Below are 26,312 nucleotides of genomic sequence, written 5' to 3' on the forward strand. Positions count from 1 at the left end.
AGGAGTATTATTATGAACAAACTGTTAGCGCAGATTGCTAAATTTGGTGTTGTTGGGGTAATTGCATTTATCATCGATTATGTAATCTACAGAATATTTAATGTGGTATTTGAAACTACAGGTTTTAGCATGGCTTTTCCGCAGTACTATCTGATTTCAGCACTTTTGGGATTTACTGTTTCCGTTATTGCCAACTATATCCTCAGCTTTAAGTTCGTTTTTGAGAGAAAAGAGGATATGAGCAGAAAAAAAGAGTTCGTTATTTTTCTGGTGCTCAGTATCATCGGACTTGGAATCAACGAAATTTGTTTATTTATAGGATTTGATATTATTTATCTTAACTGGCCATGGCTTCAGAGTATTATGAGCGCAGGCTTTGCCAAGGATGTATTCTTTAAGTTTGGTGCAACCGGCGTGGTTATGGTTTATAATTTTATATCAAGAAAGATTTTCCTTGAAAAGAAATGACCGGCATCAGGCAGAAAGGCGTAATTTATGAGAATTAATTTTAATGTTCCACCATACACAGGAAAAGAATTTGATTATATAAAAGAGTGTGTCGAAGCTCAGAAAATCTGCGGCGACGGAAAATATACAGCTCTTGACAACGAGTGGATAGAGAAAAAGACAGGAGTGACAAAGGCACTTCTTACAACTTCCTGCACACATGCCACGGAAATGGCTGCAATTCTTGCAGGGATAAAAGAAGGGGATGAAGTTATCATGCCTTCATTTACCTTTGTTTCTACAGCCAACGCTTTTGCACTCAGAGGAGCCAAAATCGTATTTGTAGATATCAGACCTGATACCATGAATATTGATGAAACCAAGATAGAAGCAGCTATAACTCCTAAAACCAGAGCAATCGTTCCTGTTCACTATGCAGGCGTAGGTTGTGAAATGGATACTATCATGGACATTGCAAAGCGCCATAATCTTCTGGTTATAGAGGACGCTGCCCAGGGTGTAATGTCTACATATAAGGGTAAGGCTCTCGGGGCTATTGGTGATTTTGGTAACTACAGCTTCCATGAGACCAAGAACTATAGCATGGGAGAGGGTGGAGCGCTCCTTTTAAGGGATGAAACCTATGTGGATAACGCTATCATAATCAGAGAAAAAGGAACAAATCGTACCCTTTATAAGCTTGGAAAAGTCGATAAATACAGCTGGATAGAGCTGGGCTCGTCATATCTTCCTAGTGATATGAATGCGGCTTATCTTTATGCTCAGCTACAGTTATCTGAGGAAATTAATAACAATAGATTAAAATCATGGAACAGATATTATGATGCCTTCAGAGATATGGCTGATAAGGGGCTGATAGAGCTTCCTTATATTCCTGAAGAGTGTGTTCACAATGCGCACATGTTCTATATCAAGTGTAAAGACTTTGAAGAAAGACAGGGGCTTATTGACTACCTGAAAGCCAATGACATCCTTCCTGCATCACACTATATTCCTCTTCATTCTTCTAAGGCCGGTCTTGTATACAGTGAGTTTAGAGGTGAGGATAAATACACTACTAAAGAAAGTGAGAGACTCCTTCGTCTTCCTATGTACTATAATCTCAAGGAAGAAGACCTTGATGAAGTAGTTATGAGAGTTAAGGAGTACTACAAATTTAACTGAATTTGGAGCAAAACTATGGAGGAAACCAGAAAAAGCTTAAATATTATCGGGGCAGCTGCAGTAGCTGCACTTGTTATGCTATTTAGCGCTCTTTGTGGAGACTATTATTTTGATCTGAATGATGATGTTCTTATGAAAGATTTACTCTCCGGCGCCTATACAGGCGTTCCGGAGGGACACAATATACAGATGCTGTACCCGATCAGTGCCTTTATTTCTGTCCTCTACAGGATTAGTGGGGCTCTTGACTGGTACGGCATCTTTTTATGTTTTTTGCAGGCTCTTTGCGTATTTGTTATCACATATGTGGTTTTGGAAAGCTTGAAAGAAAACAGATTATGGCTTATTCCAGCAACTTCAATTCTGCTTTTTATGCTTGGAGTTGTAGGAGCACATTTTTTATTTGTACAATACACCTTTACATGTGGATTTTTATCGGCAACGTCTGTTATTTTAATCTTCGCTCATCGGGAAAAAGACAAAAAGCTCTATTGGGCAGCGGTACTGATTGCAATAGCTTATCTTTTAAGATCCGAGATGCTTCTTTTGACACTTCCTGTTGTCCTTATGGGAATATTGATAAAATGGGTTCTTACTAAAAAAGAATTTGCAAATTACTGTAAGCTTTTGGCGGCAATTGCAGTTATCATTCTGATAAGCCAGATTATGCACAAAGTTGCTTATTCATCAGATGAGTGGAAAATCTTTGATGACTTGTTTAATGCCAGAACAGAGCTCTATGATTTCCAATATATTCCGGAATACAATGAGAATAAGGAGTTCTATGAAAGCATTGGGCTTTCCGAAAGTGAACAAAAACTTCTTGTCAACTACAATTTTGGTATAGATGATGAGATAAACGCCGATACACTTTGGGCGGTAGCAGATTATGCAGATGCGTTAAAAAATGATGAAATACCGCTTCTTGCGCAGCTTCGCATTGCTACAGGCAAGTATCTGTACAGATTAAGACAGGTAACATACCAAAAGAGCTTTGAGTATCCGATGACTGATTTTCCGTGGAACATTGTATCTATGGTTTTGTATGTTGGCGTGTTACTCATGTATCTTTTCCCAAAGGAAAAGAGAGATAAAAGGAACTTTTTTCTTGTTGTAGCACTTTTGGCGCTTTTGTTTGCGTGTAGAACTACACTGTGGCTTTATATAATCGTAAGAGGAAGGGATCCCATACGAATTACGCATCCACTTTATCTCATGGAGATTTCAGTCCTTCTTGGTATGCTTATTATAAGAGCAAAAAAGAGCTTCAAAGTAGCGATGGCTGTACTGACAGCTATAGCGCTGGTTTCTCTTTCTTCTGTTCCAAATCAGGTTCATATTGTCAAAGCTGAAATGGAATCAAGAGCTAAAATGCGACATCACTATGATGCATTGTATGAGTATTTTGCAGATAATAAGAACAATTTTTACTTTATAGATGTTTATACCGGAGTGTCCTGCGGTGAAGATATGGTGGAGGGAGAGACTTTTTTCTCTGAAAAAATGTTCAAAAATGTGGATAACTCCTATGGAAACCATGACCTCATGGGTGGATGGGCTTCAAAAAGTCCCTTGACGATTAAGAAATTTAAGGCTTATGGCTTTGAATCCATGCAGGATGCAATTCTGCTTGATAACGTTTATGTGGTTCAAAATAAATCAGAGGACATACAGTGGCTTTCTGACTATTACAATGAGAAAGGCCTCGATGTTGATATTACACAGGTGGATACCGTGGCTGAAGCTTTTGCAGTTTATTCAGTTAAGTCAGATGGTTGATGTATTCTTAAATTTTTAATTTAAGAATACATGAGTATCGATATTATCAGAAATTCATCACTAAATTATATTTTCAGCAAAATTTTTCATGTGCTATAAGTAAGGTATAAATATGACAATAGTTGGCAAAAAGATATCTCTTAGATTAATGACAAAAGATGATACGGATTTGATTGTGAAATGGAGAAATAACCCGCGAGTTCGCAGAAACTTCGTTTACAGGGAGAAATTTACAAATGAAATCCACGAGAACTGGATTAAAACAAAGGTCGAGACGGGAGAAGTTGTTCAGCTCATAATCTGTGAGATGGAAAAAAATAATCGTCCTGTGGGAAGCGTGTACTTTAGGGATATTGACAATGTGGCTCACAGTGCTGAATATGGTATATTTATTGGTGAAGATGATTGCATTGGCAAAGGCTATGGCAATGAGACAGCAATCCTGGCTACGGATTATGCTAGAGATACATTAGGATTAAAAAAGCTTATCTTAAGAGTATTTACGTACAATGAAGCGGCTATTAAAAGCTATAAGAATGCCGGCTTTGTTAAGATAAGCGACCTCCCCATGGTAGAATGTAGCGACGGGGAGAAAAGTGATATGATACTTATGGAGCTTGACACAGTATGAAGCGTATCTTGTTAAGCTATCAAATACATATCAGACTCAATTTAGAAAGCCAGAAACGTGTCACTGACAGAGGTGAAAAAAGTTATGAAAAATAAGCTTGTGAGTTTTGTAATCCCCTGCTACAGATCGGAACAGACTCTTGAATCGGTAATAAATGAAATAGATGAAACAATGGCAGGACTAAATTACAATTATGAGATTGTCCTTGTTAATGATGGCTCTCCTGATAATACCTGGGGCAAGATTCAGGAAATAGCAGGCAAAAGAGATGATAAAAAAATTCTTGGAATAAACTTTGCCAAAAACTTCGGTCAGCATGCTGCCTTAATGGCAGGACTGAAGAATGCCAAAGGAGATTATGTTATCTGTCTTGATGATGACGGGCAGACACCTGCCAACGAGGTAAATAAGCTCATTAATGCTCTTGAAGGTGACGCAGATGCGGTATATGCCAGATATGGCCACAAGCAGCACAATCTTTTCAGGAATTTTGGAACAGCAATGAATGAATGGATGGCAAGTGTTATGCTTGGAAAACCCAAGGAACTGTTTGTTTCAAGCTATTTTGGCGTGAGAAGATTTGTTGTTGATGAAATGGTTAAGTACGACAGCTCATATCCATACGTTATAGGCCTGGTGCTTAGAAGTACCAAGAATATAGTTAACGTGGATGTTAATCACAGGAAAAGAGAAGTAGGAGCCAGTGGATATACATTCGCAAAGCTTCTTGGATTGTGGATAAACGGCTTTACTGCATTTAGCATAAAACCGCTTAGAATAGCTACATTATCAGGCAGTATATTTGCTTTTTTCGGATTTTTATATGGGATATATACTGTTATCAAGAAATTTGTAAATCCTAATGTTCCGGTTGGATTTTCAGCAATGATGAGTGCCATTATGTTTATTGGAGGAATGCTCATGCTTATGCTGGGAATGGTGGGAGAGTATTTGGGAAGAGTTTATATTTCACAGAACAAAAATCCGCAATATGTAATAAGAGAAACCACGGCAGATAAGGAAGACTGAGTATAATCTTTCGGAAATTAAACTATTCAGGTTATTTCGCTACAGTCTGATTCAGTAATTATTATTAATTTGGGGCAAAAAAGTGTATTCAGAGGAAAAAAGGGGGAACTTAAGAATAAATAAAGATCAAATAAGAGTCTGGCTGGTGTCAGGCTTATTTGGCATATTTACAGGCTTTTTTCTGGTGATCGGATACCAGCTTGAAATGCTGGACAAAGTTGATCTTTCAGATAAAAACGCCATGTATGCCATGCTCGGCCTTATGATCGTTATTACTATAGATACCAGATATGTCTGGAGAAATTATGAACAGGCGCATCTCGGGAAAAAGCTCTTTGGATTATTTACACTTGTAACTGCATCACCGGAAGATACTTCAGATAAAAAAATATTATTTACCAGGGAGCACTTATCAAAATGGGGAATCCTTGCGGCTTTAGGACTAGTGGTACTTTTAGCCGAATATCCCGGCTTTTTTGTCTATGATGCTCAGGAAGAGCTAAATGAAGTTCTTACAAGGACTTTCACAACTCATCATCCACTTCTTCACGTACTGCTTCTTGGGGGTACAATAGCTCTTTTCCACAAAATCACAGGCTCATGGAATCTGGGAATATTTTCTTATATATTTCTGCAGATGCTGGTGATAACCTGTATTTTTGCCTACGTTATTACCTACATGCAAAAAAGAGGAATAGGGAAAAAAAGCAGAATCATCTGGACAATCTACTATGGCGTATTTCCAACAATTGTAATGTATACCCTCTGTTCTAGTAAAGATGGACTGTTTTCTTCTCTGCTCCTTCTTTTAACAGCTCTTTTGATACAACTTATCAATAATCCCAAAGGTTATTTAGCAAGTAGATGCAAGGTAATTGCGTTTATAGTTGTTGCGTGCCTTATGCCATGCTTTAGACACAATGGATTTTATGCATATCTTGTATTTATTCCCTTTACGCTTATATTCTTCATAAAAAAACTTTCAAAAGTTCTTATATCAATGTTAATAGCGCCTGTTATCTTATATCTTCTTATAACAACAACCCTTTCATTGGCTCTTGCAAGTAGCACTCCTCATCATCAGGAAATGCTTACCGTGCCTATTATGCAGATGGCAAGGGTATATACCTATGACAAAGATAGTCTCAGCCTTGAAGATATAAATACTTTAAAGGCCTACATTCCTGAAGAAAACTTAAACAAATATACTCCAAGAGTCTCAGACCTTGTGAAGGTTGGCTTTAACAATGAACTCTACGAACAGAACAAGACAGACTTCTGGAAATTATGGTTTAAACTTTTTAAGAGTCACCCCATGACCTATGTAAATGCCTGGCTTCTTACTTCATACGGATACTGGTATCCTCCTGCAAACATAAATGTATACAAGGGAACCACTGTCTACACCTTCACTTATGACGAAAGCTCTTATTTTGGTTATGAAGTAGAACTCCCTGGGGAAAGACATAGCTTTATACCTGCTATAGATAGTTTCTACAGATATATATCAATAGGCCCATTTCATAATGATTTTCCGATTCTTGCACTTATTTTTTCGCCAGGATTGTTAATAATTATATATTTATACATTCTTGCGTATAGACTATATAAAAGGGATTATAAGAACATATTTCCGTTTTTGCTCATATTACTCGTATGGCTTACAGTAATCCTGGGGCCGACATATTTAGTTCGATACGTTGTGATTTTATGGCTTGCATTGCCACTATTGTTAGTGACTGGGAGCACAAAAATATGATTTGTAAAATACAGTGTGACAAGAGTGCATGTGTAGTTTTGCTGTTTTGAAAAACGTCGGTACTTAGTCGGCGTTTTATGACGACTTAGTACCGTTACGTTTTTCATGAAGTGGAAACGTCAGCAAAAATGCACATACACGTTGTCACACGTCTGCGTAGCCACATTCGCCCGCGCAGCCACAGATTTGATAAGCTATGGCCTGTATGGTATTATTGAGTGATAGTTTTTGGTGAGAAAAGGCAAAAAAATGAGAAAAGTTATAGATAAAAAAACTGCATGCAGAGCGGTAGTACTACTACTTGCTCTTATAGCTGTGCTCAGCATATTTCCATTCAGAATCTGGACCAAGGTAGAGAGCTTTTCTGCCGGTGGACAGCTTCTTGATGAGAAAGAATTTGTAAACACTGAATATTCTGTTTCTCAGAAATTTGTAACTCAGTATGACAGATTAAGTTCTATAGATGTTTATGTTACAGATGTTGAAAAAGGCAGATATTTAAGTGCAATACTAATGGATAAATATTACGGTGAGCTCTTTTATGTCTACGTTGATACTGCTGAATTTGAGCTTCCCGGTTACGTGACAATCCCTATTGAGTATGATGTAGAGGTGGGAGAAGAGTATTATCTATATCTTACCGGTTGCAGATCCAGATATAACGTGGCTTATGAAAGTGTTTCCGATTCCTCAGCCTATACAGGGGGATTGTACAGAAATGGTGAAGAAGTTCCTGCCCGTCACCTCGCAGCAATATACAAATACAGAATGCCAATATCCAAGGCATTTTCCCTTGAGCTTATGGCCGGTATTGTTGCAGTAGCAATAGTTTTGTGTCTTATTATTGGATTTTATTACAGGAACAGATCTGAGAAAAACGCTCTTGTTACGATCAGACAGACTCTTAAAGTGGCACTCAATCCTTTGATTGCAATATTCTTTGGTGTACTTATGATCATGGTATTTCCATTGAAAATCTTTGACATGAGAGCTGTTGATATTATTTTTTATGAAGTCGGACTGATTATCAGTGCCGGAATAGCATTTTATGCAGTTAATCACAAAGCGGTAAAGAATCAGGTCGGCGTATCGTTTTGGGATGAAATTGATGTCAGGAATAAAGTGGTCTATGTGCTGATGATGTTTTCCATGGCTATGGCTATATGGTACGCCTGCGATTACATGAATGACCTGTTTGATATTTATCACACAATTTCAGAGAGAAGAATGCTCATATGGCTTCTTGTTTTCATGATTCTAACTCTAAGCTATAAAGAGCTGTTTAATATATTCAATCTGGTGTGGATAGTCTGCTCAACTGTTTATGGTGTGAATTATTATTATGCTCATGCTCTTGCTGATACTGAAAAAGAATATGATTTGCACAACATGATCCTTAAATACGGAATTATCATAGTGATTCTCGGAGGAGTACTTGCCCTTAATTTAACAGGACTTCTGATCGGATTCATTAAGAGAAAAGTATCCTCAAATGCTGAGCAAAAGATATCGGATTATGTGATCTCACCGTATGGAGTGTTGGTTTTAATATTCCTTGCTTCAATTGTAGTTATGAGAAATACGAGATGGTGGGGAGTTGCGCTTGCAGCCACTTTTACATGTCTTTACGTAAGATTGTCTGTCTGCAATTATAAAAAGGATTTTATCAAGATAGTTTCAGGTGGACTAATGATGAACTTTGCTATATCTCTTGTATTTAGCCTTCTTCATCGTTACTTTTCAGGATACGTAAGCGGACGATTCGGATTTCTTTTCCACACGGTTACTGTGACAGCAGAGTACTTCACATTTATGGGGGCTGTGGCAGCAGTTCTTTTAACAGCTAAGCTTGTGGCAATTCCTGACAGAACCGGAATAAAACAGGTTATAAAGAATGCGTGGAAAGAAATTGTACTTTTTGGATGGATTGCATCTTATGCAATATTCACCGTATCAAGAACAGCATATCTTGCTATGGGCGTATGTATTTTGCTTGTACTTATAGTTACTGCAATGAGATACAAGGGTGAATTTTTTAGAATGCTGCTTGTTATGATAATTAGTGTAATTGTATGCTTCCCCGGTGCATTTACGTTACAGAGAATTATCCCTACTATTGTTGCAAGACCTGTTGTGTACGCAATTGATGACACAGATGAATTCATAAGAGGCGGTGCTGCATGGGGCAACCCCAATTTTATGTGTGTTGAGAGATTCGCAAACCTCTTTGCCGGCAAGATTTTGGGACTTTCAGTCGGAGATTACGATTATCCGACAGACATATATAACTATGATCCGGTGACCGGAGATCCTTACCTTGATTATTATGGCAATGAATATGAAGGAAGTGATGAGCAACAGCAAAAATATGGATTTGTAACGGATCCTGACAAGAATGAGCTTTTGGCATCAGCTGCAATAACAAGAGCAGAGCTGGCACTATTGATGTTTACAGAAGAGGTCAATGAATATGTTGATTCTTCAAATATCATTGATGTGCTTTCAAATGGACGAATAACTATATTCAAGTCCTATTTAAAAGAACTGAATCTGACAGGGCATGATGAGATGGGAGCTGAACTTCCTAATGGAGAAATAGCTGTTCATGCTCACAACACATATATACAGGTGGCATATGACCACGGAATTATAGTGGGGATTTTGTTTATAGCATTTATGGTATGCGGAATAGCCGGCGGACTTTCTTTTTACAAGAAAGAGAAAAATGAACCGTTGGCGCTGGTGCCATTTGCGGTTATACTTGGATTCGCTGTTGCAGGCATAAGCGAATGGGTATTTATGTTCAGTAATCCAATGACACTGGCACTGATGTTTGCTATAGCACCATTATTATTTGGCAAAAGGGCAAGATGATATGCGCAAGGAAAAAGAACCATTTAATTATCAAAAACTATATAGAAGAACAGGTCTGATAATATACGATATCATCAGCGTTATTGTGGCAAGTTACGTGGCAATCCTTATAAGATATGAGTTCAGGATTGGTACTATTCCTGAACATTTCCTTAATCCCGTAACAACTTTTTTGCCAATTAATATACTGATGACACTTTTAGTGTTTTATCTGTTTAAGCTCTATGACAGTTTATGGGCATATGCGGGAGAAAGAGAGCTTCAAAATCTTGTCATGGGCTGCGTGCTTTCAGGCGTGCTTAATGCCATTGGCCTTCAGTTTTTTAAATCTGAGGATCAGCCTGTGCCACAGAGCTACTATTTCCTGTATACATTTCTTTTGATAACACTGATCTTTGCCAGCAGATTCTCCTATAGATTTCTTAGGACACAGAAGCACAGGGCAGAAAACAAGCATAATTCCAAGGCTGTAATGATTATTGGAGCAGGTGAAGCTGCTAATATAATCATTAAGGATATTATTACAAGTAATTTCTCCACCATGTCCATCAAGTGCATTATTGATGATGATACTGAAAAGTGGGGAAAATATATTCAGGGAATCAGAGTTGTGGGCGGTCGCGAGAGAATTGTTGAGTGCGCGGATCTTTACGATATTGATGAGATTATTGTCGCCATGCCTTCAATTTCGAGGCAGGAACTCAGGAAAATTCTTGATATCTGTAAGAACACCGACTGTAAGTTGAGGTCCCTTCCGGGAATGTACCAGCTTGTCAATGGCGAAGTTAATGTATCAAGACTTCGTGATGTAGAAGTAGAGGACCTTCTTGGAAGAGACCCGATCGCAGTTGACCTTGATTCCATTGCAGGCTATGTAAGCGGCAAGACTGTCATGGTCACAGGTGGTGGCGGTTCCATTGGCTCTGAGCTTTGCAGACAGATCGCCCAGCACTCACCAAAGAGACTTATTATTGTAGATATTTACGAGAACAACGCCTATGACATTCAGCAGGAGCTTAAGACAAAATATCAGGATCTTGATCTGGTGGTTCTTATAGCGTCTGTCAGAAATACGCTTAGGATAAATACAATCTTTGAAACATACAAGCCGGACATCGTTTATCACGCGGCTGCCCATAAGCATGTACCGCTCATGGAAGACAGCCCGGGAGAAGCTATCAAGAACAACGTATTCGGAACCTGGAAGACTGCTATGGCAGCAGCCATGAACGGAACCAGGAAGTTTGTTCTCATTTCTACGGATAAGGCTGTAAACCCGACAAATGTTATGGGTGCCAGCAAAAGAATCTGCGAGATGATTGTTCAGACTTTCAACAAGCACTATGATACAGAGTTTGTTGCAGTCAGATTTGGCAATGTACTCGGATCAAACGGTTCAGTTATTCCTCTGTTTAAAAAACAGATCATGGCAGGAGGACCTGTTACAGTAACAGACCCTAACATTATCAGATACTTTATGACAATTTCTGAAGCGGTTTCACTTGTGCTTCAGGCCGGAGCATTTGCAAAAGGCGGAGAGATTTTTGTCCTTGATATGGGTGAACCTGTAAGAATACTGGATCTTGCAGAAAATCTTATTAAACTTTCCGGTTTTAAGGTCGGAGAGGATATTAAGATTGAATTTACAGGACTTCGTCCCGGAGAAAAACTCTATGAGGAAATGCTCATGGATGAGGAAGGGCTTCAGGATACAGCAAACAAGATGATTCATATAGGAAAGCCAATCGAGCTTGATGAGATGAAGTTCTTTTCAGAGCTCGAAAGACTTCATAAAGCTGCAAGGGCAGAAGCTCCTGATATTAAGATGCTGGTTCGGGAAATTGTTACGACATATCATCCTACAGACAATGAGGAAGATAAGTCTGCCGAGCATATGGAAGCTCTGAAAAAGGCAGCAGAAAAGATTAATGAAGAGTAAAAACACTTGCCGATGTACCTGATGAGATTTTATTGAATCTTGTGTAGCGGATAAGAGTAATGGAGGCATCATGGAAATAAAAAGATTTGAGAAAAAAGTTTATCTTTCTTCTCCAACCATGCATGGTGATGAGCTTAAATACATGCAGGAAGCCTATGAAACAAACTGGATGTCTACGGTTGGAGCAAATATTAACGAGATAGAACGCCTTATGGCAGAAAAAATCGGCTGTAAGGATGCAGTTGCTTTATCATGTGGAACAGCAGCACTTCATCTTGCAATCAAACTTGCAGGAGAGAGATTGTACGGTCAGCCCAAGGTGGGACATGGAAGTCTTGAAGGTAAAAAAGTTTTTTGTTCAGACATGACTTTTGATGCAACAGTTAATCCTGTGGCATACGAAGGCGGAGAAGCAGTATATATTGATACTGAAAGAGACACCTGGAACATGGATCCCAAGGCTTTGGAGAAGGCTTTTGAGATTTATCCTGATGTTAGGCTTGTAGTAATTGCTCACCTTTATGGAACACCGGGTAAAATTGATGAAATCAAAGAAGTATGCGACAAACACGGAGCTCTTATTGTTGAAGATGCAGCAGAATCCCTTGGCGCTACATATAAAGGAAAACAGACAGGACTCTTTGGTGATTACAGCGTGATTTCTTTTAACGGAAACAAGATCATCACAGGTTCATCAGGTGGAATGTTTGTTACAAATAGTGTAGAGGACGCCCACAAAGTTCGTAAGTGGTCAACACAGTCCAGAGAAGATGCACCTTGGTATCAGCATGAGGAACTTGGCTTTAACTATCGCATGAGCAACGTTATAGCAGGTGTTGTAAGAGGTCAGATTCCATATCTTGAGGAACATATCGCTCAGAAAAAGGCGATATATGAGCGTTATAAAGAAGGTTTTAAGGATCTTCCTGTTACAATGAATCCGTTTGATGAGAAAAACAGTGAGCCAAATTACTGGCTTTCCTGCATTCTTATAGATAAAGATGCAATGTGCAGGCACGTACGCGGTGAGAAGGAAGCTCTCTACATTTCAGAGCCCGGAAAAAGCTGCCCGACAGAGATACTTGAGAAAATTGCTGCTATTAATGCTGAAGGCCGTCCTATCTGGAAACCAATGCATATGCAGCCAATTTATCGTATGAATGGCTTTGTGACAGCCACAGGAAACGGCAGAGCAAGAAGCAATGCCTACATCAAGGAGACAGGCTTTGAGGATGTTGGAAGCGACATCTTTGACAGAGGACTTTGCCTTCCAAGCGACAACAAGATGACTCCTGAGCAGCAGGATGTGATCATCGAAGTTGTTAAGAGATGTTTTGTGTAGAGCACTTGCCGAGGTATTTTATGTACAAAAATTGTATAAAAAGATTACTTGATATCCTGCTTTCACTTCTGATACTGGTGCTTTTTTGCTGGTTATACCTTATTTTGGCAGTACTTGTAAGGGTTAACCTTGGAAGTCCGGTCCTTTTTAAACAGGCCCGTCCAGGTAAGGATGAAAAGATCTTCAATATGTATAAGTTCAGGACTATGACAGATAAAAAAGACTCAGAGGGTAACCTTCTTCCTGATGAGCAGAGAATCACCAAGTTTGGAACCTTCCTTAGGAAAACAAGCCTGGATGAGCTTCCTGAGTTTTTTAATATCTTAAAGGGAGATATGAGTTTTATAGGCCCAAGACCACTGCTGGTTAAGTATCTGCCTTACTATAACGAGAGAGAAAGACTCAGACACAGTGTAAGACCGGGACTTACAGGTTATGCACAGGCTCATGGCAGAAACGCGATATCTTGGGAAAAGAAATTTGAATACGATATCTACTATGTGGAGCATCTTTCATTTGCCACAGATATCAAGGTTATCATCGATACAGTGAAAACAGTTCTGTCTCATGACGGAGTAGTTCTTAATGCGCTTCCTGATTTTGATGATTACAGAAAGCAGCAGATAAAAGAGTGAGTCAAAACATGGATATGACACCGACCTATAAACTTAATAGTGCTGAGTTTCCTTCTCTGTATGTCAAAAGAGAAGACATGATCCCTTATTCTTTTGGTGGAAATAAGGCGAGGAAGGCCATTGACTTTTTTCAGGATATAGATAAGGGCGACTATGACTATGTAGTAACTTATGGAAGCAGTCATTCGAACCACTGCAGAGTTGTGGCAAATATGGCCGCAGAGCGAGGAAAGAAGTGTGTTATCATCGGACCTTCCGAGGTCAGTGATGTGACTTACAACAGCCGAATGATGGAGCTGTTTGGTGCGGAGATAATAACAGTTCCGGTTGATAAGGTCAGCGGGACAATTGATGACAAACTCGATGAGTTAAAGGCTGCAGGCCATAAGCCATATTTTATTATGGGCGGAGGCCACGGCAATATCGGCACTTACGCGTATGTAAAATGTTATCAGGAAATAAAAGAGTTTGAGCGTGCAAATGGTATTTCTTTTGACTATATCTTTTTTGCTTCGGGCACAGGCACCACACATGCCGGCCTTGTATGCGGACAGCTCAAAAATGAGGACGACAAAAAGATCATAGGCATTAGTATAGCCAGAAAGAATCCTCGCGGAAGAGACGTTGTAATTGACAGTATTAGGGAATTTCTTAAAGAAGAACCAGGCACATACCTTGGAAAAGAAATTACTGAACAGGACATTCAGGATAAGACCATTTTCTTGGATGATTATACAGGTGACGGATACGGAGAAGGAAATGCTGAGATCCAGGATGTGATTCAAAAATCACTTGTTATGTATGGAATGCCGCTTGATAGCACATATACAGGCAAAGCATTCCTTGGAATGGAAAAATACATCAGGCATCATGATATAGCAGATAAAAATATCCTGTTTATACATACAGGCGGAACACCGTTGTTTTTTGATGATCTTGATAAAATACGGAGGTAGAGCATGAGTACCAATATTCTTGTTTTAAGTGCAGGCACCAGAAATAAGGTAGTACAGGCTTTCAAAAAGGAGCTTGCCAACAATGGTAAGGTCTTTGCAACAGACTGTTCAAACCTTGGCCCTGCTATATATGAAGCAGATGAAGCAATCCTTGTTCCAAGAATCAAGGATCCCTTCTATATTGATGAGATTCTTGGAATCTGCAAAAGAAATAACATAGATGGGGTGTTTAGTCTTATAGATCCTGAGCTTTCTCTTATAGCAGAAAACGCAGACAGATTTACTGAAGCAGGCATTACACCTATTGTATCTTCATATGAGCTTTGTGAGACGAGCCTTGATAAATATCGCATGTACGAGATGCTTGTTAAGCTGGGGATTCCTACAGCAAAGTGTTATCTCTCAATAGAGGATTTTGAGACAGCGAAGGCAGCTGGCGAAGTAGACTTCCCTGTTTTTGTAAAGCCCAGAAACGGTAGCGCTTCAATAAATATCAATGCCGTAGAATCCAAAGAGATGCTTGTAGCTCTTTTCCACGACTTTGATGACCTTATCATTCAGGAGTACATGAGGGGCCAGGAGTACGGCGCTGATGTATACATTGACCTTATTTCCGGCAAGTGCACAGATATTTTCCTCAAGGAAAAGATCAAGATGAGAGCCGGAGAAACTGATAAATCAGTTTCTGTAAAGGATGAGAGGCTCTTTAAGCAGATAGTTTCTTTTGTTGAGACTGTTGGATACAGAGGAATGATCGACATCGACCTTTTCTATGACAATGCAACAGATGTCTGGTATTTGTCAGAAGTAAATCCTCGTTTTGGCGGTGGATACCCACATGCCTATGCATGTGGAGTCAATTTCCCAAGATGCATCATCAACAACTTAAAGGGTAAAGAAAATCCCGTTAACATCGGTGATTACCAGGAAGGCGTGTACATGATGAAGTACAACGAGCTCTGCATCCTTCCTGAGGACAAATTAGCAAAATAAATCATAAAGGTGACATTATGCCAAAGGCGTTAATACTAGCAAACTCATCAAGCGGTCTCTATGATTTCAGAAATGAACTTCTTCTGGGACTTATGTATGAAGGATATGAAATAGTTATCAGCCTGCCTGATGATCTTAAGGTAAAAGAGCTGACTGCAGAAGGCTGCAGAGTAGTTCATACTGACATCAACAGACGCGGAGTCAATCCTGTACAGGACTTGGCTCTTTTTGGCGCTTATAGAAAGCTTTTAAAAAGCGAGCGCCCGGATGTGGTTTTGACCTATACAATAAAACCCAATATTTACGGCGGATTTGCCTGCAGACTTGCAAGAATTCCATATTTTTCGACTATAACAGGTCTTGGAAGCACATTTGAGCGCGGCGGAATTTTGCTCAAAATGATAATCGCCATGTACAAGACTTCCTTAAAGGGGTGCAAATGCCTTTTTTTTCAGAATCAGAACAACAGGCAGATATTTGAAGACTGTGGCATACATGCCAAAAAGCATGTGACTGTAAATGGCTCAGGCGTTAATCTTGATAAACATAAATTTGAAGAATACCCCGGCCACAGCGATGACGTTACAAGATTTCTTTATATTGGAAGGATTATGAAGGAAAAGGGCTCGGAAGAGTATCTGTATGCAGCGAAAAAAATCCATGAGAAATATGGAGATAAAGTTTCTTTTTCTGCTATCGGTTACTTTGAGGATGAATTTGAAGACCAGGTAAAAGAAGCTGAGAAAAAAGGAATCCTTAAGATGATACCATATCAAAAGGATATTCATCCTTATATTAAAGAAGCGGACGCAGTAGTTCACCCTTCTTACCATGAGGGCATGTCAAATGTTCTGATGGAAGCAGCAGCCACAGGAAGGCCGGTTATTGCCTCGGATATAAATGGATGCAAGGAAATCGTTGATAAAGACAGATCAGGATTTTTGGTGGAGCCCAGAAACAAAGAGGCTCTTGCAGATGCGATCGATAGATTTATGCAGCTGGATGCCTGTTCCAGAAAAGAAATGGGACGAAATGGTCGCAGCTGGGTTGAAAATAATTTTGACAGGAAAAAAATCATTAAAACGTACATAAATGAGATTACCGCTTGATAAGGGACCTTTTGCCATATTTGACAGCCGTAGTATAATACCTATGTATGTTATTGAGATTAAATTTAAATTGAAATATTTTTTAGTGTGGAGGATACACCATGAGCTTATATGAGAAGCTCCTTTCTGGAGAGGAAAAGTTATCACTTGTAGGACTGGGATATGTAGGAATGCCTATAGCAGTTGCCTATGCCAAAAAAATCAAGGTAGTAGGATATGATTTCAACGCTGCTAAGGTTGATCTTTATAAAAAGGGAATTGACCCAACAAGAGAAGTTGGAGATGCAGCTATTAAAGAGACTTCTGTAGAGTTTACTGCAGATCCTGAGAAACTTAAGGAGTGTAAATTCCACGTTGTTGCAGTTCCAACACCTGTTAACGATGATCATACACCTGACCTTTCACCTGTAGAGGGAGCCAGCCGCACACTTGGTAAGTACCTCACAAAGGGTTCAATCGTAGTTTACGAGTCAACTGTATATCCTGGAGTAACAGAGGACATCTGCGTTCCTATTCTTGAAAAAGAGTCAGGACTTAAGTGCGGAGTTGATTTCAAGGTTGGCTATTCTCCGGAGCGTATCAATCCCGGTGACAAGGTACACAGACTTGATACTATTACCAAGATTGTTTCAGGTATGGATGAAGAGACACTTGAAGAGGTTGCCAATGTATATAGCCTTGTGGCACTTGCAGGCGTATATAAGGCTCAGTCAATCAAGGTTGCAGAGGCTGCAAAGGTCATCGAGAACTCACAGCGTGATATCAACATCGCTTTCATGAACGAGCTTTCAATGATCTTCCATAAAATGGATATTGATACAAAGAGTGTTTTAGAGGCAGCAGGAACAAAGTGGAACTTCCTGAATTTCAGACCGGGTCTTGTGGGTGGTCACTGTATCGGTGTTGACCCATACTACCTTACATACAAGGCAGAGGAGCTTGGTTACCATTCACAGATCATTCTTTCCGGAAGACGTATCAATGATGACATGGGCAAGTATATTGCTGAATCAGCCGTTAAGAGACTTATTGCCAATGATATCGCTGTTAAGAACGCTAAGGTTGCAATTCTTGGATTCACATTCAAAGAGAACTGTCCTGATACCAGAAATACAAAGGTAATCGATATCTACAACGAACTTTTAGAGTATGGTATTACACCGGTTGTAGTAGATCCTGAAGCAGATTCAGACGAAGCCAAGAGACTTTACGGAATAGAATTTGATTCACTTGATGCAGTTAAGGATATGGATGCAGTTATTGTTGCTGTTGCACACAAAGAGTTTGAGAGCTACAAGCCTTCCGATATTGCAGGATTCTTTAATCCTTCACACAGCACAAAGGTATTCATGGATCTCAAGGGCATTTATGATATGAACGATTACAAAGCACCGGAGTTTGACTATTGGAGGCTGTAATATGATATAGGGATTCAAAGTTTCAAATATGCATGTTTACATGCATATATTTGAAACCTTGAAGACCGAACAAACATGAGGAAAAAAGCACAAAGTGCGATTTCCGAATGTTTGAAGGATTGCGAGAGTGGAACGGAGCAATCCGTATATCATAGTTTATCGCAGGACTATAGGTGAAGTAATAGATAATAAGGAGTTTTTTATAATGAGTTATAAAGAATTAAAATTTCCGGAGGGATCAGTTTTCCTCGTTACAGGTGGAGCAGGATTCATCGGTTCAAATATTTGCGAAGCCCTTCTTAATATGGGCTACACAGTCAGATGTATGGATAACCTCTCTACAGGACATATTGAGAACATACAGCCTTTCATGGAGAACCCCCAATTTACATTCATCGAAAAAGATATAAGAGATCTTGATGCATGTATGGAAGCTACAAAGGGAGTAGATTACGTCCTCAATGAAGCTGCATGGGGATCGGTTCCCAGAAGTATCGAAATGCCACTTCTTTATGAAGAAATCAATATCAGAGGAACACTTAATATGATGGAAGCATCAAGACAGAACGGTGTTAAGAAGTTTGTCTATGCTTCAAGCTCATCTGTATATGGTGATTCCACGACTCTTCCTAAAAAGGAAGGACAGGAAGGCAATGTTCTTTCTCCTTATGCTCTTACAAAAAAGACTGACGAAGAATATGGCAAGCTCTACAAAAAGCTTTATAATCTCGATACATACGGACTTCGTTATTTTAATGTATTTGGCAGAAGACAGGATCCTAATGGCGCTTATGCGGCTGTTATCCCTAAGTTTCTTCGTCAGCTTATGAATGGCGAGACACCGACAATCAACGGTGATGGTAAGCAGTCTCGTGACTTTACATATGTGGATAATGTCATTGAAGGTAACCTTCGTGCATGCCTTGCTTCTTCAGATGCAGCCGGTGAAGCTTACAACATTGGTGCAGGTGGAAGAGAATTCCTTATTGATGTGTATCATCATCTTACAGAGGCACTTGGTATGGACGTTGAGCCAATTTACGGACCACCACGTGCAGGTGATATTAGGGATTCCAACGCCGATATTTCAAAGGCCAGAAAGAATCTTGGATATGATCCTTCCTATGACTTCCAGGCCGGAATTAAGCTTGCAATCGACTGGTACAAAGAAAATTTATGATGATATGATTTCTTGAACTAAATTTCAGAAATCCGCATATACTGCGGATTTCGTGAGAATATGAGTAAAGAGTCAACCAAGCCTCATCGACGAAGTCGATTCAAATTGGCTTGGTTGATGCATTCTTGAATTGTTGATTCAAGAATGTATAGAGATTCAAAGTCAAGCATATTTCATGCTTGCATGATAATATGCCTGACCTTGAAGATAAAGCAAATATGAGAAACAAGATGCACAAATATGATGAGTGCATCGTTTTATTAATGTTTGTAGCATGATGAGAGCAAAGCGGAGTCATGAGTATATCATCATAGCCTGTATCTTTACATAGAAAAGGTTTTATATGAAAATAACGATCCGAATTGACGATATAGCCCCGGAGATAGATTGGAGAAAGTTTGGCAGATTCAAGACTATCTTGGATAAACATGGAGTGAAGCCGATTATCGGAGTAATTCCTGAGAATAAGGACAGCAAACTTAAGATTTCTGATGAACCGGAGGATTTCTGGGAGTACGTTAAAAGACTTCAGAATGATGGCTGGGTAATTGCTATGCATGGATGTAATCATCTTTATACTACTTGTAAAGGTGGTTTGTTTCCGCTTAATAAAAAATCAGAGTTTGCAGGATATGATTATAAGACTCAGTTTAAAATGATAGAGAGTGGAAAAAAAATACTTGAAAGCCATAATATAACTACAGAAATATTTATGGCTCCTTCCCATTCCTATGACAAAATAACTCTTAAGGCATTAAAAGCTAATGGGTTTACCGGATTGACAGATGGTTTTGGCAATGCGCCTTATAAAAGAAGCGGTCTTATTTTTTATCCAATATCTCTTCGTAAATCAAGGAGTATAGCTTCTAAAAGAGATGGAATCACAACCTTTGTGTATCATCCCAATGTAATGGATGACAAGGATTTTGAAAATTTTGAGAAACTTTTTGACAAAGCAAATGTGGTTTCCTATTCCGAATTTTCAAAGTATAATGTAAGAAGTCGGAATGTAGCAGAAAACATATGTGAGTATCTCATTGCAAAAGTGAAATATATTGCAGTTAGAACTATGAATTACAGTAATTAAAGAGAATAGAAATTGGAATATGTGTGATGCAATTTCGCGGTTTCATTTTGTGGTTGGCACTTTTTGAGAAGCTTATGTGCCGCCAGATTGGAACGGAGCAAACCCGGAATGTTTCATACAATCATATATCCGCACAGGAGCCGATATGGAAGAAGGATATGGACAGATAAGAGTGCTTCATGTTCTTGGGGGACTTGGAGTAGGCGGCGCAGAATGCCGTATTATTGATTTATATCGCAACATGGATAGAGACAAGATTCAATTTGATTTTCTTGTACACTATTCTCCGGAAAAAACAGGTAAAAAGAGTCCGACTTCTGATGAACTCATGGCAGTTCGAGAGCCGGACTATTTTGATTCTAGCGTAAAAAAACTGGGAGGCAGAATTTTTTGCCTTCCTAAATTTGTCGGAACCAATCTTGTTGAATATAAAAAGGCTATTAAAGAGTTTTTTAAACAGCATCCGGGTGAATGGAAAGTTATACAGGGACATATGACAAGTACTGCCTCAATTTACCTTCCTATTGCCAAAAAGGCAGGTGTGCCGATCTGTATAGCTCATGCCAGAAGCGCAGGAGTTGATCAGGGAGTAAAAGGTCTTGCTACGAGATTTTTGCGAAAGCCGCTTCACAGAGAAGGAATAGCTGATTATAGCTTTGCATGTTCAAGGGAGGCCGGAATTTCAGTTTTTGGGCAGAACATGGTAGATGCCGGCAATGTTCGGATCATCCCTAATGCCATTGACCTTAAGCATTTTGCGTACAATGAACAGACAAGAGACAGGATAAGACAGGAGCTTGGAGTTTCTAATGCTTTAGTCATAGGGCATGTAGGGAGCTTTAGGTATGCCAAAAATCATGAATACCTCCTGGATGTTTTTGCTAAGCTTGTCAGACTTCTTGACAATGATGATAACAATCAGTACAGCATGCTTCATGGAATGAGAATAAGACTTCTTATGCTCGGTACGGGACCTCTCATGGATGAAATGAAGAACAAGGCTGAAAAGCTTCATGTCTATGACAGATGTATCTTTGCGGGAAATAAATCCAATGCCAGTGAATATTATCAGGCAATGGATTATTTTTGCTTTCCATCAAGATATGAGGGACTTCCGGGGAGCGTAATAGAGGCTCAGGCTGCAGGTCTTCAGTGCCTTGTGTCAGATGCTGTGACACCTGAAGTTAATGTGACGGAGCTGGTTTCCATGATGAGCATAACCTCAGATCCAATAGACTGGGCAAGAAAAATACTTGATGATCTGCTGCTTAGAGAGAATAGCCAAAGTGATCTGCTCATGGAAGAGATTAAATTGAATCAGACATTTACAGCAATCGCAGGAGAGCGCAGAGAAAGCGTGTTTGAAACTGATGATACGCCGGATTTTGATGTGCTTGACAAGAACACCGGCTTTGAACAGCTTAACGTTCCGTCAGAAAAAAAGACTTATAATCGCCGCAATGAAGAGTTTTCTTTGGGCGATAGAAATAAATCTTCGGATTATGTCTTAAACAAACTTCGTCACGAAGGCTTTGATGTGAAGAATCAGGCCAAGATGATGACTTATTTTTATGAGAGAGGACATTTTTAATGCAGGATAACAACAAAAAGAACCTCCTTCTTATGGTTCCCATGCTTCATCAGGGCGGTTTTGAGAGAGTGTGCGTTACAACTGCCAGACTAATGCAGGATTTTTACAATGTTCATATTCTCATTTTCAGCTCAAAAGACATTAATTTTGATATAACCGGTCTTGATGTGATTGACATTGATGTCCCTGCCAAAAAGGGGAAAATCAATAAGATTATAAATGTGCTAAAGCGCGTTCAAAAAGTTAAGAAGATAAAAAAAGAATTAAATATAGATATTGCCTACAGTTTTGGCAGTTCCTCCAACTATGTCAATGTTCTTTCAAGGGGAAAAGAAAAAATTTTGACCGGCCTGCGCTGTCAGACTGATATGGAAAATCATGGTCAGGTTAATCTTTTTTGTCAAAAATCGGATCAGGTTCTGTCCTGTTCAAAAGAAATCGTAAGGCAGCTAAAAAAAGATTTTAACTACGACAGAAGCACCTATATTTACAATCCGCTTGATACGGAAGATATTCAGAAAAAAGGAAAAGAAGAGATAACAGATTTTCCCTTTGATAAAGATACCAAAGTAATAGCCTGCATGGGCAGAAACGACTATATAAAGGGTATATGGCATCTTGTAAAAGCTTTTTCCATTGTTGAAAAAAAGCATCCTGAAGCAAGGCTCGTTGTGCTTGGAGCGGGAAATTGGGACGAATATAAAGAGATGGCAGGGAAGATGGGACTATCAGACAAAATATATCTCCCCGGCAACAGAAAAAATCCATTTCCATATGTGGCAAAATCAGACATTTATGTCTGCAGCTCCAACCATGAAGGCTTTCCTAATGCTGTTCTTGAAGCTATGGCTCTTAAAAAGCCACTGATTTCAGCGGACTGCAAAACCGGTCCCCGTGAGATAGTTCTTGATGATGAACAGTATAACAGTCTTATTACCGAGATTCCAAGCGGTGACAGCATAAAGAAACCTATAAACGGCAAATATGGTATACTAATACCTGATATGGGTGAAAAAGTAGATATGAACCCAGAGACTATTACTGATAGAGAGCGGATACTAGCTGATAAGATCTGCGATCTATTAGACGATGAAGAGCTTATGAGACAGTATTCAGAGCGAGCTTTCGAGCGAGCACTTAACTACACTCCTGAGAAATACCGTGACAGCATTCATGATATATTTAGACTGTATGAGTAATGTAACCTTCCTGCTGCACATATAGTACTCCCCAGAAATGTGCTGAGGCGGGTACATTTTTGAAGGAACGTAGATTCAACTTGGGAGATATATGGTGGTGGAGTGTGAGTGCGAGTATGGCTTTTGCGGCCTTGAAAAACGCCGGTACTTAGGTGGCGTTTTTAGGCACCTTAGTACCGCTGCGTTTTTCACGGAGCGAAAGCGTCCGCAAAAACATACTCACACGAACACGACACCCCCATATATCCCCAAGTTGTGCTAAAACCCACGAAAGGAGCCACTACCAAATGCACTACAAAGTTGTGGTTTTTGGCGTAAAAGATACGTCAGAGAATATTATAGATTTTATACAAAGAGAGCTTTGTCCTGTTGACCTTGTTATTACCATTGCACCTAAGGTCACAGAGAAGAATCAGGTCTCAGGATTTAAGGGACTTGGCTTTCTTACAGAGAAATACGGAATCCCTGTATTTGAAGCAGACAGTTACTTTTTAAATGATGATAAGACTCGAAAATTCATTTCAGGAAATACATTTGACCTTGGTATTGTTATGGGATGGCAGAGACTTATTCCAAAAGAAGTTTTAGATGCCTTCAACAGCGGAATATTCGGATTCCATGGCAACTGTGGATATCTTCCCTTTGGAAGAGGAAGAAGTCCCCTTAACTGGTCAATGATCCTTGGAGATACGAGATTTAATCTTAATCTCTTCAGATATGATGAGCACGCAGATTCACCTAATGTATTTGCTACAGAGATGTTCCAGATAAATGAACATGATGATATCAGGACAGCTCAATATAAAAACATGATCTGCTCCAAGAACCTCATCAGAAAACTGGTTAAAACATATTTGGAGAAAGGTACCATTGAAATCCGCACAGATTCTAAGGATTTTGATTCATGGTACAATAAACGTACAGCGGCAGACGGTAAGATAGATTTTCACGAAAGAACAAGAAACATCTACAACCTTATCCGCGGAGTGGCAGCTCCTTTTCCGGGAGCATTTTGTTATGCAGATAAAGAGGATGATGATCACAAGGTAACAGTCTGGGAGGCTCATCCTTTTGACGAGATGATAGATTTTTCTGCCTTCGGTCCGGGAGAAATCGTGGACATGTTTGATGGGAAACCGATAGTAAGAACTGTTGACGGTTCCATCAGAATAGACAGATTTGATAGTAATGTGGAATTATCCACAGGAATGGTACTTAAGTAATATGAAGACAATTGCATTTCATTTAAACTGCCTCGTTCAGGGAGGCGCAGAAAGAGTAGTTTCTAACCTTGCCAATCAATTTGCAAGTGAAGGCTACAAGGTATACGTTGCTACTGAATGGGTTGATGAAAATGAATTTGCCCTTGATGAGAGAGTTACCCGTGTTCATGTGGGACTTCGTGAGGGCGATGAAAAGAAAAACAGAATTACCAAGTTCTTTTTAAGGATAAAATATCTTAAAGAATTCGTAAAAAAATATCATCCGGATGTTCTTATAGCATTTGCCCAGAGAGCCAATTACAGAGCACTTATGGCGGCAGGAAACAGTGATGTTCCGGTAGTTATATCCATAAGGACAGACCCGGTTGGGCACTACGACGCTTTTTCGGACAAAGTGCAGATAAAGTGGCTTTTTCCAAAAGCTGCAGGATGCGTTTTCCAGACTACAGGTCAAAAGGAGTTCTTTAAGCCATATCTTCAGGACAATTCCAGAATTATCTTAAACCCTGTTAATCCCAAGTACTTTGGACTTCCCAAGGTGACTGAAAGGGAAAAGGCGGTGGTACACCATGCAAGGCTTGTGGACTTCAAAAATCAGCCGATGCTTTGCAGAGCTTTTATCAAGGTTCACGAAAAACACCCTGATTATGTGCTTAAGATTTATGGACCGGATTCTTTTGACGGAACAAAAGAGATTCTGGATAAGATAATTGCTGATAACCATGCAGAAGACTATATACTTCTCATGGGCGGAAGTGATGAACTTGAAAAGCAGATTCCCAAGGGTGCTGTTTATGCTTTTTCATCGGACTGGGAAGGAATGCCCAATTCTCTCCTTGAGGCTATGGCAATGGGAATGCCCATTGTTGCTACAGACTGTCCATGCGGTGGTCCGAGAACTGTCATGAGAGATGGAGAAAATGGTCTTTTAGTTCCTATAAAGGATGAAGATAAGATGGCAGAGGGTATCTGCAAACTTATCGAAGACAGGGAGCTTGCAGAACGCCTTGGAAAAGAAGCTGCGAAAATTGAGGAAATAGCAAACGGCGACGCGGTATTTGTTCAGTGGAGAGATTATCTCGAAGAGGTTATAAGCAATAAAAAGAAAAATATGTAATATTCATACACATTCGATGTGAATCCAGCATGAATAATGTAGTCAGATGACAAGGAGAAAAGATGTTTTCATTTGAAGATTACAGAGAAATACTTAGAGCAATTAAGGAAACAGGACTTTACGCAACATATGAGGAAGCTCTTGAGAGAGATTCATGGATAATCATGAGGCATGATGTAGAGTACTCGGTAGAAAGAGCATATGCACTTTCAAAGGTTGAAGAAAGCATGGATTTCAGGTCTACATTCTTTTTCCAGTGGACCAACAACTCCTACAATATTCTCTCAAGAAAGAACAGAGATATTCTTACAGATATGCACGAAAGAGGACAGAGGATCGGGCTTCACTTTGCTCTTAACGGAATGACAGATATGAAGCTAATAAGAGAGCGTATCAGACAGGAAATAGATATGCTCAGCAATATGCTTGGTTTTGAGATTAATTCATTCTCAATCCACAGACCGTCACCTGATGTTCTGGCTGAGAACATCAAGATTCCGGGAATTTTGAATGCCTATCAGGATAATTTCTTTTCTTTTGACCCCAAGGCTACACCGGAGTCACATCTTGAAGTGAAGTACATGTCAGATGCAAACCACATCTGGAGATATGGATATCCTGATGCAGAAACTATAGGAAAGCATAAAAAGATCCAGATTTTAACCCATCCTTTTGCATGGACTAAAAAAGGATATGATAATCAGGAAAACTACAGGACACTTATCAATGAGAAGTATGTGGAACTGATTGATTCTATTGACAACGAATGTAAGGACTTCGGACCACTTCGCGACAATTTTGATAAATTACCACTTTGAA

The 26,312-nt window shown here is 39.5% G+C and carries 21 protein-coding genes; all 21 read left to right on the forward strand.

The features are described 5' to 3' along the window. Positions 1-12 precede the first annotated feature (12 nt). Positions 13-468 carry a GtrA family protein gene (locus J6O61_RS12460; RefSeq protein WP_292213758.1) on the forward strand — a complete coding sequence of 152 codons (456 nt, stop codon included), beginning with the start codon at positions 13-15 and terminating at the stop codon, positions 466-468. A 27-nt stretch (positions 469-495) separates the two neighbouring features. After that, complete coding sequence (gene rffA / locus J6O61_RS12465) at positions 496-1,632, forward strand: dTDP-4-amino-4,6-dideoxygalactose transaminase (protein WP_292213761.1); 1,137 nt, start codon at positions 496-498, stop codon at positions 1,630-1,632. 15 nt (positions 1,633-1,647) lie between these two features. Further along, on the forward strand, positions 1,648-3,411 hold the full coding sequence (locus tag J6O61_RS12470; protein WP_292213764.1) for a hypothetical protein: 1,764 nt from the start codon (positions 1,648-1,650) through the stop codon (positions 3,409-3,411). A 112-nt stretch (positions 3,412-3,523) separates the two neighbouring features. Further along, positions 3,524-4,042 (forward strand): GNAT family N-acetyltransferase, encoded by a 519-nt coding sequence (locus J6O61_RS12475; RefSeq protein ID WP_292213767.1) that lies wholly within the window; start codon positions 3,524-3,526, stop codon positions 4,040-4,042. An 84-nt stretch (positions 4,043-4,126) separates the two neighbouring features. Next, a complete protein-coding gene (locus tag J6O61_RS12480) occupies positions 4,127-5,071 on the forward strand; it encodes a glycosyltransferase family 2 protein (protein WP_292213770.1) in 945 nt (314 codons plus the stop codon). A gap of 145 nt (positions 5,072-5,216) precedes the next feature. Next, positions 5,217-6,830 (forward strand): DUF6020 family protein, encoded by a 1,614-nt coding sequence (locus J6O61_RS12485; protein WP_292213772.1) that lies wholly within the window; start codon positions 5,217-5,219, stop codon positions 6,828-6,830. A 249-nt stretch (positions 6,831-7,079) separates the two neighbouring features. Then, positions 7,080-9,704 carry an O-antigen ligase family protein gene (locus J6O61_RS12490; RefSeq protein ID WP_292213775.1) on the forward strand — a complete coding sequence of 875 codons (2,625 nt, stop codon included), beginning with the start codon at positions 7,080-7,082 and terminating at the stop codon, positions 9,702-9,704. Between the two features lies 1 nt (position 9,705). Beyond that, positions 9,706-11,643 (forward strand): nucleoside-diphosphate sugar epimerase/dehydratase, encoded by a 1,938-nt coding sequence (locus J6O61_RS12495; RefSeq protein WP_292214078.1) that lies wholly within the window; start codon positions 9,706-9,708, stop codon positions 11,641-11,643. Between the two features lie 70 nt (positions 11,644-11,713). After that, positions 11,714-12,985: a DegT/DnrJ/EryC1/StrS family aminotransferase gene (locus tag J6O61_RS12500; protein ID WP_292213777.1), complete on the forward strand. Its 1,272-nt coding sequence runs from the start codon at positions 11,714-11,716 to the stop codon at positions 12,983-12,985. 20 nt (positions 12,986-13,005) lie between these two features. Next, a complete protein-coding gene (locus J6O61_RS12505) occupies positions 13,006-13,620 on the forward strand; it encodes a sugar transferase (protein WP_022772691.1) in 615 nt (204 codons plus the stop codon). Positions 13,621-13,628: 8 nt separating this feature from the next. Continuing rightward, positions 13,629-14,576 carry a 1-aminocyclopropane-1-carboxylate deaminase/D-cysteine desulfhydrase gene (locus tag J6O61_RS12510; protein ID WP_292213780.1) on the forward strand — a complete coding sequence of 316 codons (948 nt, stop codon included), beginning with the start codon at positions 13,629-13,631 and terminating at the stop codon, positions 14,574-14,576. Between the two features lie 3 nt (positions 14,577-14,579). After that, positions 14,580-15,569: an ATP-grasp domain-containing protein gene (locus tag J6O61_RS12515; RefSeq protein ID WP_022772694.1), complete on the forward strand. Its 990-nt coding sequence runs from the start codon at positions 14,580-14,582 to the stop codon at positions 15,567-15,569. A 17-nt stretch (positions 15,570-15,586) separates the two neighbouring features. Then, positions 15,587-16,678: a glycosyltransferase family 4 protein gene (locus tag J6O61_RS12520; protein WP_292213783.1), complete on the forward strand. Its 1,092-nt coding sequence runs from the start codon at positions 15,587-15,589 to the stop codon at positions 16,676-16,678. A 101-nt stretch (positions 16,679-16,779) separates the two neighbouring features. Then, complete coding sequence (locus tag J6O61_RS12525; RefSeq protein WP_292213786.1) at positions 16,780-18,096, forward strand: nucleotide sugar dehydrogenase; 1,317 nt, start codon at positions 16,780-16,782, stop codon at positions 18,094-18,096. Between the two features lie 205 nt (positions 18,097-18,301). Further along, positions 18,302-19,276: an SDR family oxidoreductase gene (locus tag J6O61_RS12530; protein ID WP_292213789.1), complete on the forward strand. Its 975-nt coding sequence runs from the start codon at positions 18,302-18,304 to the stop codon at positions 19,274-19,276. Positions 19,277-19,619: 343 nt separating this feature from the next. After that, the gene (locus J6O61_RS12535) at positions 19,620-20,363 is read left to right on the forward strand and encodes a DUF2334 domain-containing protein (protein WP_292213791.1); all 744 of its coding nucleotides are present in this window, start codon (positions 19,620-19,622) and stop codon (positions 20,361-20,363) included. A 145-nt stretch (positions 20,364-20,508) separates the two neighbouring features. Next, on the forward strand, positions 20,509-21,954 hold the full coding sequence (locus tag J6O61_RS12540) for a glycosyltransferase (RefSeq protein WP_292213794.1): 1,446 nt from the start codon (positions 20,509-20,511) through the stop codon (positions 21,952-21,954). Continuing rightward, a complete protein-coding gene (locus J6O61_RS12545) occupies positions 21,954-23,153 on the forward strand; it encodes a glycosyltransferase (protein ID WP_292213796.1) in 1,200 nt (399 codons plus the stop codon). Before J6O61_RS12540 ends, J6O61_RS12545 begins: the two co-directional genes overlap by 1 nt. Positions 23,154-23,440: 287 nt before the next feature. Beyond that, positions 23,441-24,376 carry a methionyl-tRNA formyltransferase gene (locus J6O61_RS12550; RefSeq protein WP_292213798.1) on the forward strand — a complete coding sequence of 312 codons (936 nt, stop codon included), beginning with the start codon at positions 23,441-23,443 and terminating at the stop codon, positions 24,374-24,376. Position 24,377: 1 nt separating this feature from the next. Further along, positions 24,378-25,493: a glycosyltransferase gene (locus J6O61_RS12555; protein WP_292213801.1), complete on the forward strand. Its 1,116-nt coding sequence runs from the start codon at positions 24,378-24,380 to the stop codon at positions 25,491-25,493. 62 nt (positions 25,494-25,555) lie between these two features. After that, positions 25,556-26,311, forward strand: coding sequence for a hypothetical protein (locus J6O61_RS12560; protein ID WP_292213804.1), 756 nt, complete (start codon positions 25,556-25,558; stop codon positions 26,309-26,311). The last annotated feature ends 1 nt before the right edge of the window (position 26,312 follow it).

The sequence above is a fragment of the Butyrivibrio sp. genome, from assembly GCF_017635265.1.
Classification (GTDB): Bacteria; Bacillota; Clostridia; order Lachnospirales; family Lachnospiraceae; genus Butyrivibrio.